This is a genomic window from uncultured Desulfovibrio sp., from assembly GCF_902477725.1.
Taxonomy (GTDB): domain Bacteria; phylum Desulfobacterota; class Desulfovibrionia; order Desulfovibrionales; family Desulfovibrionaceae; genus Desulfovibrio.
This window is the reverse complement of record NZ_CABSIF010000001.1, coordinates 1-16,548: the sequence shown is the minus strand read 5'-3', so window position 1 is coordinate 16,548 and position 16,548 is coordinate 1. Positions and strand designations below refer to the sequence as shown.

The 16,548-nt window shown below is 58.5% G+C and carries 19 protein-coding genes; 9 read left to right on the top strand and 10 right to left on the bottom strand.

Going from position 1 to position 16,548, the window contains the following annotated elements; translation table 11 throughout:
• Nucleotides 1-146: 146 nt before the first annotated feature.
• The 7 genes from RDK48_RS00095 to alr form a co-directional block, all read right to left on the bottom strand.
• Nucleotides 147-392: a hypothetical protein gene (locus RDK48_RS00095; RefSeq protein WP_298995877.1), complete on the bottom strand. Its 246-nt coding sequence runs from the start codon at nt 390-392 to the stop codon at nt 147-149.
• Between the two features lie 469 nt (nt 393-861).
• Nucleotides 862-1,128 carry an RNA-binding protein gene (locus tag RDK48_RS00090; RefSeq protein WP_022659825.1) on the bottom strand — a complete coding sequence of 89 codons (267 nt, stop codon included), beginning with the start codon at nt 1,126-1,128 and terminating at the stop codon, nt 862-864.
• 467 nt (nt 1,129-1,595) lie between these two features.
• Nucleotides 1,596-3,092, bottom strand: coding sequence for a replicative DNA helicase (dnaB, locus tag RDK48_RS00085; protein WP_298995875.1), 1,497 nt, complete (start codon nt 3,090-3,092; stop codon nt 1,596-1,598).
• An 8-nt stretch (nt 3,093-3,100) separates the two neighbouring features.
• A complete protein-coding gene (gene rplI / locus RDK48_RS00080; protein WP_298995874.1) occupies nt 3,101-3,607 on the bottom strand; it encodes a 50S ribosomal protein L9 in 507 nt (168 codons plus the stop codon).
• A gap of 10 nt (nt 3,608-3,617) precedes the next feature.
• Entirely contained in the window at nt 3,618-3,881 is a 264-nt protein-coding gene (gene rpsR / locus RDK48_RS00075) for a 30S ribosomal protein S18 (protein WP_022659828.1), read from the bottom strand.
• Between the two features lies 1 nt (nt 3,882).
• On the bottom strand, nt 3,883-4,191 hold the full coding sequence (rpsF, locus tag RDK48_RS00070) for a 30S ribosomal protein S6 (RefSeq protein WP_298995871.1): 309 nt from the start codon (nt 4,189-4,191) through the stop codon (nt 3,883-3,885).
• Nucleotides 4,192-4,331: 140 nt separating this feature from the next.
• Nucleotides 4,332-5,468 carry an alanine racemase gene (alr, locus tag RDK48_RS00065; protein ID WP_298995869.1) on the bottom strand — a complete coding sequence of 379 codons (1,137 nt, stop codon included), beginning with the start codon at nt 5,466-5,468 and terminating at the stop codon, nt 4,332-4,334.
• A 316-nt stretch (nt 5,469-5,784) separates the two neighbouring features.
• On the opposite strand from alr, the gene tgt reads away from it, so the two are divergent.
• Entirely contained in the window at nt 5,785-6,924 is a 1,140-nt protein-coding gene (gene tgt, locus RDK48_RS00060) for a tRNA guanosine(34) transglycosylase Tgt (protein WP_298995867.1), read from the top strand.
• Nucleotides 6,925-7,004: 80 nt separating this feature from the next.
• On the opposite strand, the gene RDK48_RS00055 is transcribed toward tgt, so the two are convergent.
• On the bottom strand, nt 7,005-7,283 hold the full coding sequence (locus RDK48_RS00055; protein WP_192112800.1) for a DUF5665 domain-containing protein: 279 nt from the start codon (nt 7,281-7,283) through the stop codon (nt 7,005-7,007).
• 142 nt (nt 7,284-7,425) lie between these two features.
• Nucleotides 7,426-7,944, bottom strand: a complete 519-nt coding sequence (locus tag RDK48_RS00050; protein WP_298995865.1) for a VUT family protein — start codon at nt 7,942-7,944, stop codon at nt 7,426-7,428.
• Nucleotides 7,945-8,403: 459 nt separating this feature from the next.
• Here RDK48_RS00050 and era point away from each other — a divergent pair, with 459 nt between their 5' ends.
• From era to fliQ, 7 genes are all read left to right on the top strand, one after another.
• Nucleotides 8,404-9,327: a GTPase Era gene (era, locus tag RDK48_RS00045; RefSeq protein WP_298995863.1), complete on the top strand. Its 924-nt coding sequence runs from the start codon at nt 8,404-8,406 to the stop codon at nt 9,325-9,327.
• Nucleotides 9,328-9,329: 2 nt separating this feature from the next.
• The gene (locus tag RDK48_RS00040) at nt 9,330-10,058 is read left to right on the top strand and encodes a YggS family pyridoxal phosphate-dependent enzyme (RefSeq protein ID WP_298995861.1); all 729 of its coding nucleotides are present in this window, start codon (nt 9,330-9,332) and stop codon (nt 10,056-10,058) included.
• A gap of 92 nt (nt 10,059-10,150) precedes the next feature.
• Nucleotides 10,151-10,807 (top strand): flagellar basal body-associated protein FliL, encoded by a 657-nt coding sequence (gene fliL, locus RDK48_RS00035; RefSeq protein WP_298995859.1) that lies wholly within the window; start codon nt 10,151-10,153, stop codon nt 10,805-10,807.
• A 160-nt stretch (nt 10,808-10,967) separates the two neighbouring features.
• The gene (fliN, locus tag RDK48_RS00030) at nt 10,968-11,543 is read left to right on the top strand and encodes a flagellar motor switch protein FliN (RefSeq protein WP_192112805.1); all 576 of its coding nucleotides are present in this window, start codon (nt 10,968-10,970) and stop codon (nt 11,541-11,543) included.
• Complete coding sequence (gene fliO / locus RDK48_RS00025; protein WP_308587757.1) at nt 11,536-12,129, top strand: flagellar biosynthetic protein FliO; 594 nt, start codon at nt 11,536-11,538, stop codon at nt 12,127-12,129. The genes fliN and fliO overlap by 8 nt, the downstream gene beginning before the upstream one ends.
• Before the next feature lie 16 nt (nt 12,130-12,145).
• Nucleotides 12,146-12,859, top strand: a complete 714-nt coding sequence (gene fliP, locus RDK48_RS00020; RefSeq protein WP_022659839.1) for a flagellar type III secretion system pore protein FliP — start codon at nt 12,146-12,148, stop codon at nt 12,857-12,859.
• Between the two features lie 83 nt (nt 12,860-12,942).
• Nucleotides 12,943-13,212, top strand: a complete 270-nt coding sequence (gene fliQ / locus RDK48_RS00015; RefSeq protein ID WP_298991784.1) for a flagellar biosynthesis protein FliQ — start codon at nt 12,943-12,945, stop codon at nt 13,210-13,212.
• A gap of 407 nt (nt 13,213-13,619) precedes the next feature.
• On the opposite strand, the gene RDK48_RS00010 is transcribed toward fliQ, so the two are convergent.
• Nucleotides 13,620-14,432, bottom strand: a complete 813-nt coding sequence (locus tag RDK48_RS00010; protein WP_298991781.1) for an RNA methyltransferase — start codon at nt 14,430-14,432, stop codon at nt 13,620-13,622.
• A gap of 271 nt (nt 14,433-14,703) precedes the next feature.
• Between RDK48_RS00010 and RDK48_RS00005 the strand changes: the two genes are divergently transcribed.
• Nucleotides 14,704-16,386 carry a lytic transglycosylase domain-containing protein gene (locus RDK48_RS00005; RefSeq protein ID WP_298991778.1) on the top strand — a complete coding sequence of 561 codons (1,683 nt, stop codon included), beginning with the start codon at nt 14,704-14,706 and terminating at the stop codon, nt 16,384-16,386.
• Nucleotides 16,387-16,548: the final 162 nt, after the last annotated feature.

The following is a 16,548-nucleotide window of genomic DNA, read 5'->3' as shown; positions in this document are numbered from 1 at the left end:
GTGAAATATTTCATTGATTGTTTATACAATTTAAATAAGCCAAATTTGGCATAAAACTAGCTATTGAAATTATCAATACATTACAATTAATAGCCTAAGTCATGCAATAATTATTTTTTATAGTCGTTAATATTCATAAAAATAAATTATAAATAAAATTTTTTGTTGAAATGATCATTTCTATACACATAAACAATCCAGTAATCAGGATTGTGTGCAATATATGTAGCTGGAGCATGCAGGTTCAGTAGGAAAAAGAGGCATGCAATAGTAGCGGCTTTTGAGGCCTGTGGGCTTTCTTCCGTCTCGACAAGCAATTGGAGGGCGTGTTGAGCAGCGGTTTTGCAGGCAAGGGCCTCAGGCAGGGCTACAATGCCCTTGCCTTGTTGCATAGCAATGCAGTCTGTTTTTACTCAGGGGCAAGAGAACGCTGAGGCGGGAGGCGTAGCCGTTTCTCCGTGCTGAGCAGGGCGAAGTTTTGGCCGCATGAGGGGCAAGTCGTAGGGGGGCGCAGGAGTGATGCCGGGGCACTTGCGTGGAACGTGGGCAGCAGGCATGTGCGTGAGCGTGTTGCTTCAAACGATGAGCTTTACGGCATCAGGAGAGGGGCAAGCTGGCAGTGCGGCTGGGAGTTCAGCGGCGCGCGGGAAGGCTCAGCGTTTGCCTGTGAGCATGGAGGGAGAAACATTCGGCGGATGGCGGTAGGGGGCAAAAATGCTGCGGCGGGGCTTTCGGCAGCCAGAGACTACCGGAAAAGCCCCGCCGCGCTAGAATGTGCAGGAGCGCCCTTGGGCGACCCCTAAGAGGTGCGCGCAACAAAAAACGCCCCGGTTGGGGCGTGTATTTGTCCGTTACAGCGCCCTAGTAGCGGGGCTGGCGCGGGGCTCTGGGTTTGGCTTCGTTCACGCGCAGCGTGCGACCGCCAAAGCTGAAGTTGTCCAAAGCTTCAATGGCGGAGTCGGCTTCGCCGTCTTCCATTTCCACAAAGCCAAAGCCGCGGGCACGGCCGGTATCCCTGTCGCTAACAAGTTTCACAGACAGAACGCTGCCGTATTCGGCAAAAAGGTCCTGGACCTGTTCTTCAGTGGCAGACCAAGGAAGGTTCCCGACATAGATGGACTTAGACATGAAACACCCTCTCAAAAAAAACAATCTTCCCGCGCTTACGCCCAGTAAAACGTATTACCGGTACGCGGCCCATGAAAAACATGGAAACACGCTTTGTCGGCCTTGTCAACGAATCGCCAAAAAAAAGTTGGTATTGCGTATTGCCGCGAGTAAAAATGGCGCAAACCCGCAGTGGGACAGGAGGAAGTGGAAATAAACGAATGAGTTCCTGGAGATTGTGCAAAGAATCTCAAAACACGGTGGGCATCGGATGTTCAATACATGGCAGGAACACAACGGGCGTTGAAAAGATAAAGAATGGCAAGATGCATTGTTAACAATCGGATTGGTTGTTCAACCAACATTAAAATAGAAAGCTATTGCGTGGGGAATACGTTCAGGCTGTAATTATTAGTGTCGCACCAATTAGGATGCTAAAGAGCCGTACAACGACAGCTTTTGCGTCAGTTGTACGGCTCTGAAAATGGCTAGGATCCGCCCTCTGATGGCGGGGGCATCCAGTCTGGCGCGATATCTTCAAACGAAGTGTAGGGCGACATATACATAAGCTCGGCCACGCCCACGGGGCCGTTGCGTTGCTTGCCGATAATGATTTCAGCAATGCCCTGGGGCGGTCGGTCGGCAGGTTTCTGGAATTTGTACACGTCATCGCGGTACACAAACATGATAACGTCCGCGTCCTGCTCGATAGCGCCAGATTCACGAAGGTCAGAAAGCATGGGGCGCTTGTCGCTGCGTTCTTCCACCTTGCGGTTAAGCTGCGAAAGCGCAACCACGGGCACGTTCATTTCCTTGGCAAGCCCCTTGAGCGACCGCGAAATATCCGAAATTTCCAGTTCGCGCGAATCTGTGCGGCGGCTGGTGCGCATGAGCTGCAGGTAGTCCACCACCACCATGCCGAGGCCTTTGTCCGCCTTGAGGCGACGGGTGCGGGCGCGCAGTTCCAACGTGGTGAGGGCCGGGGTGTCGTCAATAAATATGGGCGCACGGGCAACAACGTCCGCCGCGTCATAGAGGCGCTGCCAGTCTTCGTCTGTCAGCAGCGAGGGACGGCGCAGCTTGGAAAGATCCACCTTGCCCCACACGGCCAGCATGCGCTGCATGAGCTGCTCCTTGCTCATTTCGAGCGAAAAAACAGCCACGGGCACGTTCTGGCGTACGGCCGCGTTGATGGCCATACACATGGAAAAAGCCGTCTTGCCCATACTTGGACGGGCCGCCACAATAATGAGGTCAGAGGGCTGCAGACCGGCGGTCAGTTTGTCCAGGCGGGTATAGCCGGTAGTGACGCCTGTAATGACGTCCTTGGCATCGGCCAGTTTGGAAAGTTTGTCGAATACCCGTTCCAGCAGTTCGCGCGTGGGGGTAAAATCCTTGCCCGAGGTGCGCTGCGAGATGGAAAATACCGCCTGTTCGGATTCGTCCAGCAATTCGCCGACTTCGCGCGTGGCATCGTAGCAGTTGACTATGATGCCAGAGCAGGCGTTGATCAGGCTGCGCTGTAAGGATTTGTCGCGGACTATGGTGGCGTAGTATTCCGCATTGGCGCCGGAAACAACGGCCTGCGCCAGCTCGCCCAGATATACCGCGCCGCCGGCTTCTTCAAGGGCGTTCATGCTCTTGAGCTGCTCGGCGGTGGCAATAAGGTCGAGAGGGGCCGATTTGCGGTAAAGTTCTAGAAACGCCTTGAAGATGGTGGCGTGTGCGGGCAGGTAAAAATCTTCGTCAGTGAGCTGGTCAGCGATGGAGTGCATGAGCTGGGGGCGCATGAAAACGCCGCCGAGCACAGCCTGTTCAGCTTCAACACTGTGGGGGGGCACACGTCGCAGAATGTCGGCCTCGGCCTTTTCTGCGCTGTGCGCGCTTGAAGAGCGAGACTGGCCATCCTTGTTGCGGCCCTGCCCAAAAGGCGAGCCCCCGGCCGCGTGGCCGGGGGCGGAATTGCTATCGTTGCGGGAAACCACGCAAACCCCTACTGGGCTGCCTCGGCTTCTTCAGCGGGCGCAGCAGGTGCGGGTTCTTCTTCGATGGGCTGATGGTCGGAGATGACCTTCACCGGCACCACGGCGATCACGCTGGCGTGCAGGCGCACGCGAACGGGATGTTCACCAAGGGTACGGATGGGGGCATCCATAAGGATACGACGGCGGTCAACTTCCACACCAAGGGCGGTAAGAGCATCGCCGATGATGGTGGTGGTGACGGAGCCGTAAAGCTTGTCGTTGTCGCCCACGTGCATGGGAATAACAACTTCCAGGGCTTCCAGGCGTGCCTGGAGGGACTGGGCGTCAGCGCGCACGGCATCCATGCGGGCCTGAAGCTTTTTGCGTTCCTGTTCAAAGCTTTTGAGGTTGGAAGGTGAAGCGACCATGGCCAGACCCTGCGGGAGCAGGAAATTGCGGCCATAACCAGCTTTCACTTCAACCACATCGCCAAGGCTGCCGAGATTTTCAACGTCGGCGCGAAGTATCAGTTTCATGTGCGCCTCCTTAAATGGTGCTCTTTTTCTTGACGCCGGAATCGTGCGTCGCGGTGTAGATGAGCAGGGCCATCTGGCGGGCGCGCTTGATTTCGCGGGTCAGCAGGCGCTGGTGATGTGCGCAGGTGCCGGTGATGCGGCGGGCAATGATCTTGCCGCGCTCGGTGATAAAGTCGCGCAGGATGTCGGCGCGCTTGTAATCCAGGGGCAGATCTTTATCTGCGCAGAAGCGGCAGAACTTGCGGCGCGGGGCAAATTTCTTTTTAAAAGCCATGTTAGGCAACCTCCCCGGCCACTTCGTCGGCCAGCTTGACGGTCACAAACTTGAAGATGCCGTCGGTGATGCGAATGTTGCGTTCCAGCTCTGCGATAAGCTCAGCAGGAGCCTGGTACACCAGACGCACATAAAAGCCGCGCATCAGTTTGCGAACCGGGTAGGCGAGGTCGCGCATGCCCCAATTGTCCACTTCCACCATGATGCCCTTCTCACGCTCGATGATCGCGGTAAGGGCGTTGATGATGCCCTCGCGATTGTCGGCGGAAAGCTCCGGGGAAAGGAGCAGCAGGGTTTCAAATTTCCGCATTGGTATTCTCCTTTTGGATTGGCAGCCCACGCCACACGGGGCGCGAGCAAGGAACGAGTCTTATACTTCCGGCAAATGGGCCTGTCAAGCCGAAATTTTCAGAAGGCCGAAAGCCTGCACTGCCAGGGGGATGCAGTGGGCTATGCGTAGACGCGCGGGTTCATGCCGCCAAAAAGGCAGAGGACTTCGTAGGAAATAGTGCCCAGCGTATCCGCTATGTCCTGCGGCGTCACCGCTTTTTGTCCCGCCTCGGCGGGGCCGCCCACAAGCCATGCGGTGTCGCCCACGCGCACGGGCGGCAGATCGCTGACATCGGCCATGATCATGCCCATGCACACCCGGCCCACCTGGGGGGCGCGCCGTCCGTTGATGAGCATGGCGGCACGTGTGGAGAGCGAGCGGTTGAAAGCAGTGGCGTAGCCAATGGCAACAACCGCCACTGTAGCAGGCTTCTGCGCCGTGAACAGCCGGCCATACGACACGCTGCGGCCCTCGGTCACCTGCCGTACTTCGATAACAGGTGCGCTGACGCTCATGGCCCATTCCAGACCGAGCGCGGCACCCTTGCTTTCCCATGAGGTTCCCGTAAAGGGATTGCCGCCGTAGAGCGAAATGCCGGGGCGGCATACCTCGAAATGCGCTTCGGGGCGGCCTATGGTGCCAGCCGTATTGCAGAGCGAGCGCTCAATGTCGGGGAATGCCGCACGCAACGCGTCAGACATGGCGGTAAAGCGCTTGATCTGATCCTGCGAATAGGCTTCCTGTTCCGGCACATCGGCGCAGGAAAAGTGCGATATGACCATGGCCGGGGAGATGCCCGGGATATTGCGCAGACGGTCGATAGCATGAGGCAGTTCTTCCTGCGAAAAGCCAAGGCGGCCCATGCCGGTTTCGCACTTTATGGCAACGCGTAGGATGCGCCCGGCGTGGCAATGGGCGGCGGCGCGTTCAAGCTGGTCAAAGTTGCCCACCACCGGGGTCAGGCCCTGCATGGCCGCTCCCTGCCATTCCACATCGGTGAGCGCGCCCAGAAGCGGTACAATGGTTTGCCGCAGTCCAGCGTCGCGCAGGGCCATGCCTTCCGATACGGTTCCCACGGCAAAGCGCCGTGCGCCTGCATCAGACAAAACCCGCGCCACAGGTACAAGGCCGTGGCCGTAGGCGTCAGACTTGATGACCGGCATAAGCTTTTCAGCCTTGCCCATGCGGCCAAAATTGCGGCGGATGGCGGCCAGATCAATGTGGCACAGCGATGGTGAAAACGTGCAATCGCTCACAGGGAATTCCCTCATTTGAACTTTGCTGAAGGACATTCTGCGCGGTTTGTCCGCGCACCGCGCATGGCGGCAGCGAAGGGTCGCCGTCCTTTGCGGCCCCCCGGCGCAACGGCCCCGGCCCTTGCGCGCAACACCCTTTAATGAAAGGGAGCAACCTTAACAATATTGCCCCCGAGGCACAACAATTAGCCGTGCTGCATCCGCGTCACTTTTGCCGCAAACCTTAATTTTTTGAGCCGGAATCCGCGAATATCTGCTCACGGTGCGGCGTGCTCCCCTCTTGCGCAGTGCGGCGCTTGCGGCTACTCTGCGCGGCATGTCCCAATCCGTATTTACCATCGAACACACCGACGGCGCGGCCCGCGCCGGGGTGCTGCGCACGGCTCACGGCACTATCCCCACGCCTATTTTTATGCCCGTGGGAACCGTGGGATCCGTCAAGGCTCTTGCCCCGGATGATCTGGCCGCCATTGGCGCGCCCATCATTCTGGGCAATACCTATCACCTTTATCTGCGCCCCGGCGATGAGCTTGTGCACAGGCGCGGGGGGCTGCACAAGTTCGCCTCCTGGCCTGGCTCCATCCTGACGGACAGCGGCGGTTTTCAGGTATTCAGCCTGAGCTCGCTGCGCAAGATCCGCGAGGAAGGCGTGGAGTTCCGCTCGCACCTTGATGGCTCAAAGCATCTGTTCACGCCTGAAAAAGTGCTGCAAATTCAGCGCAATCTGAATTCAGACATCATGATGGTGCTTGACGAATGCGTGCCCTTTGGCGCGGATTACGCCTATACGGAAAAATCCCTGGCCCTGACCACGCGCTGGGCCAAGCGCGCCATGGACGCCTATCCGCCCGGTTCGGCGCACAATCTGATGTTTGGCATCACGCAGGGTGGTTTTTACAAAGACCTGCGCGAACGCTCGGTAAACGAATTGTGCAGCATGGATTTTGACGGCTTTGCCATTGGCGGGCTTTCGGTGGGCGAGCCGAAAGACAAGATGTATGATCTGCTCTACCACACAGCGCCCCTGCTGCCGGGTGAAAAGCCGCGCTACCTTATGGGCGTGGGGACGCCGCTGGACATTGCCACGGGCATCCATGCCGGGGTGGACATGTTCGACTGCGTGCTGCCCACCCGCAATGCGCGTAACGGCACGCTCTACACGTCGCTTGGCAAGATCAACATCAAGCGGCGCGAATTTGCCGAAGACGACGGCCCCCTTGACCCCAACTGCCGTTGCTACGCCTGCCGCAATTTTTCGCGCGCCTATCTGCGGCATCTGTATGCCAGTCAGGAATTGCTGTCATTCCGGCTCAATTCCCTGCACAACCTCACCTATTTTCTCGATCTGGCGCGCAACGCGCGGCAGGCCATCGTGGAAGGGCGCTATATGGATTTTCTGGCGAAAATCACGGCCCTGTATCCCGATGAAGCCGCCCGCGCCGCCGCTGGCTCGTAAGCGCAACAAATACTACCCATATAAAGGGAGGGAGCGTTTGGTTCCCTCCCTTTTTTGCGGCAAACGAATGTGCGTTCCTGTCAGCCGCCCTTGGCCATATTCATGATCTGTTGCAGCAGTTCTGTGAGGTAGGGGATGTTCATGCTGATGATGCGGGCCAGTATCTTGTAGAGAACGGCCAGCACCAACGATGCGCCAATGCTGAAACCCAGCCCTCTGGCAATGCCTGACAGAAAGTTGAGCCAGAGTATTTTGCCGGTTTTTTGCGACAGCCGGACGTATTCCATGAGGCCCGCGTTGTCGAGACGTTGCAGCAGGAGTTCGGCATCGGTCTGTCTGGCTTCAGGTCTGTTGTCCATTGATCCCCCTCGTGCGGAATGTCGCTTGAGGCAGAGTCTATACGGTAAGCCCCCAAATAACAAAAAACCCGTGATCCAGCGATCACGGGTTTAAACGGTGTTGTGCGGCAGATGTTCGGGCATGCTCCTGCGGGGTCAATCTCTATGCCTGAATGTGCTCCAGCCCGCATTCGCGCTGTTCGCGGCGGCGTACCAGCCAGAAAACAAGCAGTGATCCTGACAGCTTGCTCAGGCTCATGGTAATGATAGACCATGGTGTGGCAATGCCGATCATGCCCAGAAACACGATGCTGTCCAGCGGCGCGCCCACAAGGCTTGAAATGAGAATGCGCTGTGAAAAGGGGCGGCGGGTAAAGGTGTATACCGCCCAGTCGCCCAGTTCGCCCACGGCAAAGGCCGCGGCGCTTGCCAGCGCGAGCTGCGGGCTGGCCATGAACCAGCTGACCACGCAACCCACCAGCATGCCCCAGAGCACATGATGCCCCACGCGGCGCTGCGCGTAATCGCGCACCACAAAAATAAAGCCGACGATGAGCGAAAGGGGAGCCCACATATCGCCATTGGGCAACTGAATGAGCGGGGTGACAGAAAAGGCGAAGTTAACGCCCACAATAAGTGCAATATAGGTAAATAGGCTGAACATGGGCGGGAGAGTAGGCATTGGCGCGCCTGTAGTCAAGCGGTGGGCTGTGGAATGTCCCGCCGTTTGGGGCGTGACAGAAATATAATAATGATGGGATGTTCCGAGGCAGGGAAAACGCAGGGCAGCCTCGTGATCGATTTTTGCGTCCTGTTTTGCGCCAACGTCTGCCCCCCCGTCTCTGTCCGGTTTTGGGCCGGAGGATGGGCCGGGGCAATGCTCCGCGTCTTGACCCCGAAGCGCGGATGTGGGACAGAAAGCCAGTTATAGTATGTTTCTAGAGTAAAGTTTACTCTGAGTGTGCCGGGCAGGTGCGCAAATCCATGCCCGCCCGAACGCGGAAGCGCAATTTCTTTGAGATGTTAGCCCGCATAGGGCGGCCTTTGTCGTGCCAGTGCGCCTGCGCCCTGCAAAATTGCCAGAAAATTTCCGTCGAAGTTTACGGCGGTAGAGGCTGGATGTTTCCAGCCGGGAGAAAGAATGTCGGATCAGAACTATCGTTGCGGCTGGGTCGCTCTTATGGGGCCGCCCAACGCGGGCAAATCCACCCTGCTGAACGCCTTGCTGGGCCAGAAGGTGACCATCGTCACCCCCAAGCCGCAGACCACGCGCAATCAGATTGTGGGCATCCTTACGGACGAGAAAGCCCAGGTTATTTTTATGGATACGCCGGGCCTTGCCCAGGTGCGCGGCCGGCTGAGCAAAACCATGCTCCAGGCCGTGTGGCAGAGCCTTGCCCAGGCCGAAGTCATCATGCCCGTGCTTGACGCCCACCTGTACATCCGCCATCCGGAATTTCTGGAACGCGACCTTGAGCCGCTGTCCAGGGCGCTTTCCAACGATGATCGGCCCATGGTTGTGGTGGTCAACAAGGTGGATCTATTCTCGGACAAAAGCCGCATGCTGCCGCTTTTGACCCGCCTGAGCGAAATGTGGCCCAAGGCGGAAATTTTCCCCACCTCGGCCCTGAACCGGGACGGCCTGCCGGATCTGGCAAAACTTATCCGTTCCAAGCTGCCCGTTGCTCAGGCCCAGTTCCCCGAAGACCAGATTTCCACGGCCCCCATGCGTTTTATGACTGCGGAAATCGTGCGCGAAAAGCTGTTCCTGCATCTGCGTCAGGAGGTGCCCTATTCCGTGGCAGTGGACGTGGAAAGCTGGGAGGAAGACGAAGAACGCGGCCAGACTGTGATCCACGCGGTCATCTACGTGGGGCGGCCCATGCACAAGGCTATGGTTATTGGCCGTGCGGGCGCATCCATCAAGCAGATAGGCATTGAGGCCCGCAAGGAAATTCAGGACCTGGTGGGCGGCAAGGTGCATCTGGAGCTTTGGGTCAAGGTGCGCGAGCACTGGACTGAAGACGCCGCCTTCCTGCGCGAGATGGGCCTGATGGCGGAGTAGTCATGGGCGATACATTGTTGCTCGAACGCTATGCGCGGGTGCTCGACCGCATTGACGCGGCCTGCGCATCGGCTGGCCGCCCCCGCGAAAGCGTGAGGCTTATTGCCGTTTCAAAACTGCATCCGGCGGAATCCCTGGCCCATGTGGCCGCCGCCGGGCAGATTGATTTTGGCGAAAACTACGTTCAGGAAGCCCTGCAGAAAAGGCAAGACCTGAGCGCAGACCCGGCCACAGCAGCGCAGTGCGCCGGGATCCGCTGGCATATGATCGGTCATGTGCAAAGCCGCAAGGCCCCGCTGGTGGCTGGGGCTTTCAATCTCGTGCATACCCTTGATTCCCGCAAGCTTGCGGACGCTTTTGAACGGCGTCTGGCGGAGGGCGGAGCGCGTCAGCCCGTGCTGTTTGAGGTAAATGTTGGGGGCGAATCGCAAAAATCCGGTGTGATGTCTGCAGATTTGCCGGAATTGGCCGATTATGTTCTTGAGCATTGCCCGCACCTTGAGGTGCAGGGCCTCATGTGTCTGCCCCCGGTTTTTGACGCGGGCGAGGCAGCGCGGCCCTATTTTGCAAGGCTGCGTGAATTGCGCGACACCTTGAGCACCCGCCTTGGCCTGCCCATGCCCGAGCTTTCCATGGGTATGAGCGGCGATTTTGAAGGCGCGGTGGCCGAAGGGGCCACCATGGTGCGCATAGGTACGGATATTTTCGGGCCGCGTCCTGCCAAGGTGTGAACAGCTTTGGCACAAAGTCTGCTACATGCCGTACAGACCGGAATGACTTGAGCGGTTCGCATCCATGACCCCACAATAGCGGTGGAGTACGTATGGCGGCCAAAGAAAAAGAATCAAAGGCCCTGCCGGAAGGGCAGGCTGAAAACCCCAAGAAGGGCTCCAAGGCCAAGCGCATCGTCATTATTTTGGCGATCTTGCTTATCACGCTGAGCGGCGCTGGCATTGGCGGCTATTGGTGGTTTTTCATCCGCACGCCGTCTTCGGCAAGTTCTGCGCCTGCTGAAGCTGCATCTGCGGATGCCGCAGGCAAGGGCGCGGCGGGCCAGACAGGCGCAGGCGGTTCTGGCGGCGCAGGCGGCGCATCCGGTCATGCCGGGGCGGGCGGTTCTGGCGGCGCGGGAGGCGCGGGTGACGGGCGCATTGAACGGCAGGGCGATCTGCCGCGCAGCGGCGGGCAGGTCTTGCCTCTGCCGCCCATAACCGTGAACATTTCCGACCCCTCGGGGCGGCGGTATCTCAAGCTGGGGATGGAGGTCGAGGTCAATGCGGACGTTGCCGCTGCATTGCAGGCCAACAATCCGCGTATCCGCGATGCCATCATCATGCTGCTGGCGGGCAAGACGTTTAACGATATCTCCACGCCTGACGGCAAGGTGCTGTTGAAGGCGGAGGTGGCCGCGCGGCTGAACCAGATTCTGGGCGCGCAAAGGGTCATACGCGTGTATTTTACCGATTTTGTTGTGGAATAGCGCGGGAAGCTCTGCCTCTGGCGGCCCCTGGCAGATGATTTTGTGCGGACGCGGTTTCTGATAGAGGCTTTTGGCAGCCATGCCCGTTGCGGGGCGCGCCGTTGCCGCGATGCCGCCCGAATTTCGGGTGAGCATGTTGGAATAGAGAATGAGGTGACGTATGTCGCAGGAAGATCAGGAAGCCTTGGCGGCCCAGTGGGCCGCGCAACTGGAAGATGAAGCCAATGCGGCAGAACCTGCTGCGCCTGCTGCACCCGCTGCGCCTGCTGCTGATGCTGCGCCTGGTGGTGCGGCTGGCAGCGGTTTGGATGAAGAAGCTCTGGCGGCTCAGTGGGCTGAATCGCTGGCCCAGGATGAGGAAGACAAAGGTCCGACCTCCTTTGGCGGTGCAGGTGCAGGGCTTGGCGGTCATCCGGTAGACGCCCATTTTCAGGACATGACTGAAATGGCCCGCCAGCCCAAGGACAACAAGCTCAAGCGGGAGCTGGATTTTATTCTGGATATTCCGCTGGATGTGTCTGCCGAACTTGGGCGCACCCGTCTGCTTATCAACGAACTGTTGCAACTTGGTCAGGGTTCTGTGGTGGAACTGAACAAGCTGGCTGGTGAACCGCTGGAAGTATTTGTGAACGGCAAGCTGGTGGCGCGCGGCGAGGCCGTGGTCATCAACGAAAAGTTTGGCGTACGCCTTACCGACATCATCAGCCCCATTGAAAGGGTGAAGCAGCTTGGCTAGCCTGCCCATACTGCTGGCCGCCGCCGAAGGCGGCCTTTCGGGCAGCGCCGTGCGCGGCGTGGTCACTTCTGGCGCGCAAGGGTCTGCGGCAGCGGTGCCGCCGGGGCTGGAACAGACAGTGGCTGCCGCAGCCGAGCAGATGCTGCACGGGCTGGACATGGCCGCGCAGGCCGCGCAGAGCGTGGGCATTGCTACGGAGCAGGCCGCTGCCTCGCTGGCGGAACCGGCTTCAACGCTTGGGCAGTCGTCCTTTTCGTGGGGCAGCTACATACAGGCCGTGGGCATTCTATTTTTGCTGGTGGCCGTGCTGTGGCTGGCCGTATGGCTGGCGCGCCGTTTCGGCAAGTTCAATTTTCTGCCGCGTCCGGGGGCGCTTCCGCGCGATGCCCTGGTCATGGAGGCCCAGCTTCCGCTTGGGCCGCGTAAAGGCTTGATGGTGGTACGCTTCTTGAATAGAAGGTTGCTGCTGGGCGTCACCGACCAGCAGATTACCCTTTTGACAGAGGAGCAGGCACAGCATGAGCCAGAGAACGCCGATTTCAAACAGATCATGGAAGAAGCCCGTCGCGGCGCTGGCGGCAGCTAGCCTCTTCATCCTCCTCATGCCGGTTCTGGCCCTTGCGGCTCAGGATCTGGCCATGCCCACAATGCAGCTCACCCTGGCCGGTGGGGCGCAATCACCGGAAAAGGTCTCGGTGCTGCTGGAAATTCTCTTCCTGCTCACCGTGCTTTCCGTTGCCCCGGCCATCATGCTCACGGTCACCAGTTTTACCCGCATCATCATTGTTTTCAGCTTTCTGCGGCAGGCCATGGGCGTGCAGCAGTTGCCTCCCACCCAGATTCTTGCCAGCCTTGCCATTTTTATGACGGTGGTCATCATGTATCCCGTGGGCAAGCAGATCAATGATAACGCCCTGCAACCCTATCTGGCCGAGCAGATCGACTACAAGGTGGCGCTCGACAGGGCGCAGGCCCCTTTGCGCACCTTTATGTTCAAGCATACGCGCGAAAAAGATCTCTCTGTCTTTTACTCCATCAGCAAGATGGAAGCGCCGCGCAGCAAGGAGGAAGTGCCCACCATGCTGCTGGCCGCTGCCTATGTCATCAGCGAGCTTAAAACCGCCTTTACCATCGGCTTTCTCATCTACATTCCTTTTCTGGTGCTGGATATGGTCATCTCCAGCGTACTGCTGGCCATGGGCATGATGATGCTGCCCCCCATGATGGTGTCCATGCCCTTCAAACTACTGCTCTTTGTCATGGTGGACGGCTGGAATCTGCTGGTCGGCTCGTTGGTGAACAGCTTTCTGCTCTGACCGGCGTGCCGCGCGCAGCTTTGGCCCGGTTTTTGCCTAAGGGTTGGAAAGATTCGCACACCGTCAATTTTCAGGAGTCACCCATGTCCCCAGATTTCGTCATCGGTTTCGGCCGGCAGGCCATTGAACTTTGCTTGATGATGTCCTTGCCCATGCTTGGTGTGGGCCTTGGTGTGGGTGTGGTTGTGAGCATTATCCAGGCGGCAACCCAGATTCAGGAAATGACGCTGACCTTTATCCCCAAAATCGTGTGCATGTTTCTGGCTCTGCTGTTGGCCCTGCCCTGGCTCATGGAGCGCATGATTACCTTTACCCGTGACGTATTCATCAATATCCCCACTTATATCCGGTAAAGACTGTCTCACGGGTCGCCCTTATTGGCGCGCACAACCCGCCCCGCCATCCGCGCATCCTTGCGCGGTGCTGGCATGGGCGGGTTTTTTTGCGTCCAACAATGGATGGTTTACGAACTTACGCAGACGTGACACGCCAACAGTTCGGATCCTGTTGCTTCGCATGTTTCGATTCTGATATGGGCAGTAGTATAACTGTATCTTGCATGTTTAATCCGCTGCTTGTGATGTATAAAATCTATCTAATAAAAATCTAGAGAAAGTTTAGGGTTATTTTGTTTGCAATAAAAAAGGAAGTGCGGCCGCACTTCCTTTTTTATACTGTCAAGAGCTTGTCTGAGCTGCGCAAAAATGGCCAGTTATGTTGGCGTGCTTTTTGCTTTGGGATTTGCTGAGCAGAAATTGCCCTACGGTGCAGAATCTTTCGCCCTGTGTGCTGCGGCAAGGCCCAGCAGTACGGCACCGGCTTGCGCCACATTGAGTGAGTCAAAGGTACGGGCAAGCGGAATGCGCAGCATGTGCGCGCATCGTTTGGCGACGCCGGGCCGCAGGCCTTTGTCCTCATTGCCCAGAACCAGCACGGCAGGCAACTGCATGGGTTCATCAAAGGCATTGAGGCTTGATGGGCCATCACCGCCCGCGCCGTAAATGGTCAAGCCAGCTTCTTCGGCGCTGTCCAGGGCGTGGCCCAGGTTGGTAACGCGGGTCACGGGTAGCTTTTCCAGTGCGCCCGCTGCGGCCCTGCGGGCTGCAGGGCCAAGGTAGGCGCTGTTGTGCTGGGGCAGAATAATGCCCGCGCCGCCCAGTGCATACAGGGTGCGGCAGATTGTGCCTACGTTGCCGGGGTCTTGTACCTGGTCAAGGGCTACAATGAGGGGCAGGGGGGCATCGCCCGCCGCGGCCAGCAGGTCGGCAAGTTCGGTAAAGCCAGTGGCGGCCAGACGGGCCACAACGCCTTGATGGGAAACGCCGTCACGGCCTTGACGCCCCTGGGTAGTTTGACCGCCAGCGCCACGGCAAAGGCGGTCAAGGGCCACCTGGTCTACCAGGCTGAAGCGCACGTTGTGCTGACGGCAAAGGTTCAGCACTTCCTGCGCATCGGGGCCACGCAGGCCTTTTTTGCAGAAGACGCAGTCGATGCGCTGGGGCTCGCTGGCAAGCAGTTCCAGCACAGGCTTGAGGCCCGGCAGCAGCGGGGCTTGTTCAGTTTCATTATGCATATGCGCCTCCGGGCTGTGTGCATTGGCCGCCGTGCGGCCTGAGTGATTGGAGAGGATTGCGCGGGCAAGAACCCGCTAGAAATATTTATGCGATATGCTGCGCGGTTGCGCACGTGTGTGGGCTTTTGGCAGTCCATGCCGTGGCATCGCGCACGGGGAAGGAACAGACAGCCCTTGGCGGCTGTGTACGCATCTTCCCGGCAGATGGCAAGCCGGGGCGGCAAAAGGGGAGGGAACAATGGTTGCAGCATCGAACAGGAACGGATCGGCAATGGCAAGACTGTGCTTTTTGGCTGTTGTCTGCTGTCTGCTGCTTGCCGGGGGCTGCGCCTCACGGCAAGGTAGCGATTCCGGAGGTGGATTGTCGATGTCTGTGCCGGAAGAAGACACTTCCCCGCCGTTGACTGCCAGTGAAACCGCCGCCCTCAACACTACCGGGCAGGTGGACAAAAACATCCCCGAAAGCGCTATGGCGGACGTAACGCGCCAGTACAAATACTTTTTGCGCAAGGGCCGCCCCACCATGAGCGCATCATCAAAAAGGGCGGAGCAGTTTCTTGCCTATGCCAAGCGCGTGTTCCGCTCTCGGGGCATGCCGGAAGATCTGGCCTATCTTGCCATTGTGGAAAGCGGCTATCGTAGCGAGGTGCGCTCGCCTGCCGGGGCAGCCGGAGCATGGCAGTTCATGCCCTATACCGGGCAAAAGTATGGTCTGAATCAGGACTGGTGGACGGACGAGCGGCTTGATCCCTTCAAATCCACCGAGGCAGCGGCGGACTATCTGCAAAAACTCTATGGCGACTTTGGCGACTGGCCCACGGCCATCGCGGCCTATAACGCCGGGGAAGGCAAGATTGGCCGCGCCAAGCAGGGCACGGGCGGGCGTGACTTTTTTGAAATCAAGTCGCGTAACCATATGCTGGACGACAAGGCGCAGCTGCGCGATGAAACCAAGCAGTATGTGCCGCGCTATCTGGCTGTGACCAAGATCATGCGCAACCTTCCCCAGCTTGGCTTTGATCCCATACATCCCGACAATGCACCGGGGGTGCTGCGCCTGACCGCAAAGCCCGGCACGGATCTGGCGGGCGTGGCCCGCGCCTGCCGCATGGATATGGACGAGTTTTCGGCATTCAACCGGCATCACAAGCGCCCCATGACCGACACCAGCCGCTCTACATATATATATGTACCGGCAAGCCGGGAACGGGCGGCTCAGGCATTTCTGTCTTCATCCCAGTGCGCGCCCTATGCGGGTTGGGCTCCCAGCACGGTGGCTTCCAGCGCCGACTCATGGGATAAAATCAGCCGTCGATGCGGTGTGCCTGTGGCTTCGCTGCGGGCTGCCAATCCAGGCAATCCCTATTTGAAAGCTGGCGAAACGGTGCTGGTCCCGCGTTCGGTGAACATGTCTGCCCAAGCCGTGGCGGCTCTGGATGCAAAACCGGCCAAGGGGCAGGCCAAGGCGGGCAAGTCCGGCAATGAGGCTGCCAGCCGGGAACCGCAGGGATCCTCTGCACGGGTGGTTGTCGCCAATGATGGGCCAAAGCATACCCTGCGGGCGGATGAAACACTCACCTCTGTGGCCCGCAAATATGGTGTGAGCGTACAGGATCTCCAGCAGAGCAATGGTATTTCTGATCCGCACAAGGTGCATGCAGGCGCTGTGCTGCGCATCCCGGCCCAGGGCGGCGGTCAAAGCAGCGGACAGGCTGTGCCCGCAGTTGGGCGGCCGGTGGCTGCCGGGCCTGATGGGCGTCTCGGCAAGGATCGGGATAAGGACAAGCCTGCCAAAGCAGCCAAAACCAGCAAAACTACCTATACCGTACAGGCCAACGATACCTTGTGGAAGATCGCCCGCACCTACAATGTGAGTGTGGATGACCTGAAGCGCTGGAACAGCGTGGACGAAAAGAACCTGCGCACTGGCGCACGTCTGGTTGTGGAGCAGTAGGCTGAAAACCGCGCTGGTGGCCCGTTTGCGCAGATATGGATAAATTGTTTTGTAAGAATTTGCATTTGTTGCTTGACTTGCGGGGGCCTTTAAGGCAATTTCCCCCTTCGCGACAAGAGAAAGCGGTTCACGGAAACGCAAGCGAAAAGAATTTTCGCGGAA

Coding starts and splice junctions, on each gene's coding strand:
- fliL (WP_298995859.1), top strand. CDS start 10,151: ATGGCGGCCAAAGAAAAAGAATCAAAGGCCCTGCCGGAAGGGCAGGCT.
- fliQ (WP_298991784.1), top strand. CDS start 12,943: ATGTCCCCAGATTTCGTCATCGGTTTCGGCCGGCAGGCCATTGAACTT.
- rplI (WP_298995874.1), bottom strand. CDS start 3,607: ATGAAACTGATACTTCGCGCCGACGTTGAAAATCTCGGCAGCCTTGGC.
- fliN (WP_192112805.1), top strand. CDS start 10,968: ATGTCGCAGGAAGATCAGGAAGCCTTGGCGGCCCAGTGGGCCGCGCAA.
- RDK48_RS00005 (WP_298991778.1), top strand. CDS start 14,704: ATGGCAAGACTGTGCTTTTTGGCTGTTGTCTGCTGTCTGCTGCTTGCC.
- RDK48_RS00010 (WP_298991781.1), bottom strand. CDS start 14,432: ATGCATAATGAAACTGAACAAGCCCCGCTGCTGCCGGGCCTCAAGCCT.
- rpsR (WP_022659828.1), bottom strand. CDS start 3,881: ATGGCTTTTAAAAAGAAATTTGCCCCGCGCCGCAAGTTCTGCCGCTTC.
- RDK48_RS00055 (WP_192112800.1), bottom strand. CDS start 7,283: ATGGACAACAGACCTGAAGCCAGACAGACCGATGCCGAACTCCTGCTG.
- tgt (WP_298995867.1), top strand. CDS start 5,785: ATGTCCCAATCCGTATTTACCATCGAACACACCGACGGCGCGGCCCGC.
- era (WP_298995863.1), top strand. CDS start 8,404: ATGTCGGATCAGAACTATCGTTGCGGCTGGGTCGCTCTTATGGGGCCG.
- rpsF (WP_298995871.1), bottom strand. CDS start 4,191: ATGCGGAAATTTGAAACCCTGCTGCTCCTTTCCCCGGAGCTTTCCGCC.
- RDK48_RS00095 (WP_298995877.1), bottom strand. CDS start 392: ATGCAACAAGGCAAGGGCATTGTAGCCCTGCCTGAGGCCCTTGCCTGC.
- RDK48_RS00090 (WP_022659825.1), bottom strand. CDS start 1,128: ATGTCTAAGTCCATCTATGTCGGGAACCTTCCTTGGTCTGCCACTGAA.
- RDK48_RS00040 (WP_298995861.1), top strand. CDS start 9,330: ATGGGCGATACATTGTTGCTCGAACGCTATGCGCGGGTGCTCGACCGC.
- RDK48_RS00050 (WP_298995865.1), bottom strand. CDS start 7,944: ATGCCTACTCTCCCGCCCATGTTCAGCCTATTTACCTATATTGCACTT.
- fliP (WP_022659839.1), top strand. CDS start 12,146: ATGCCGGTTCTGGCCCTTGCGGCTCAGGATCTGGCCATGCCCACAATG.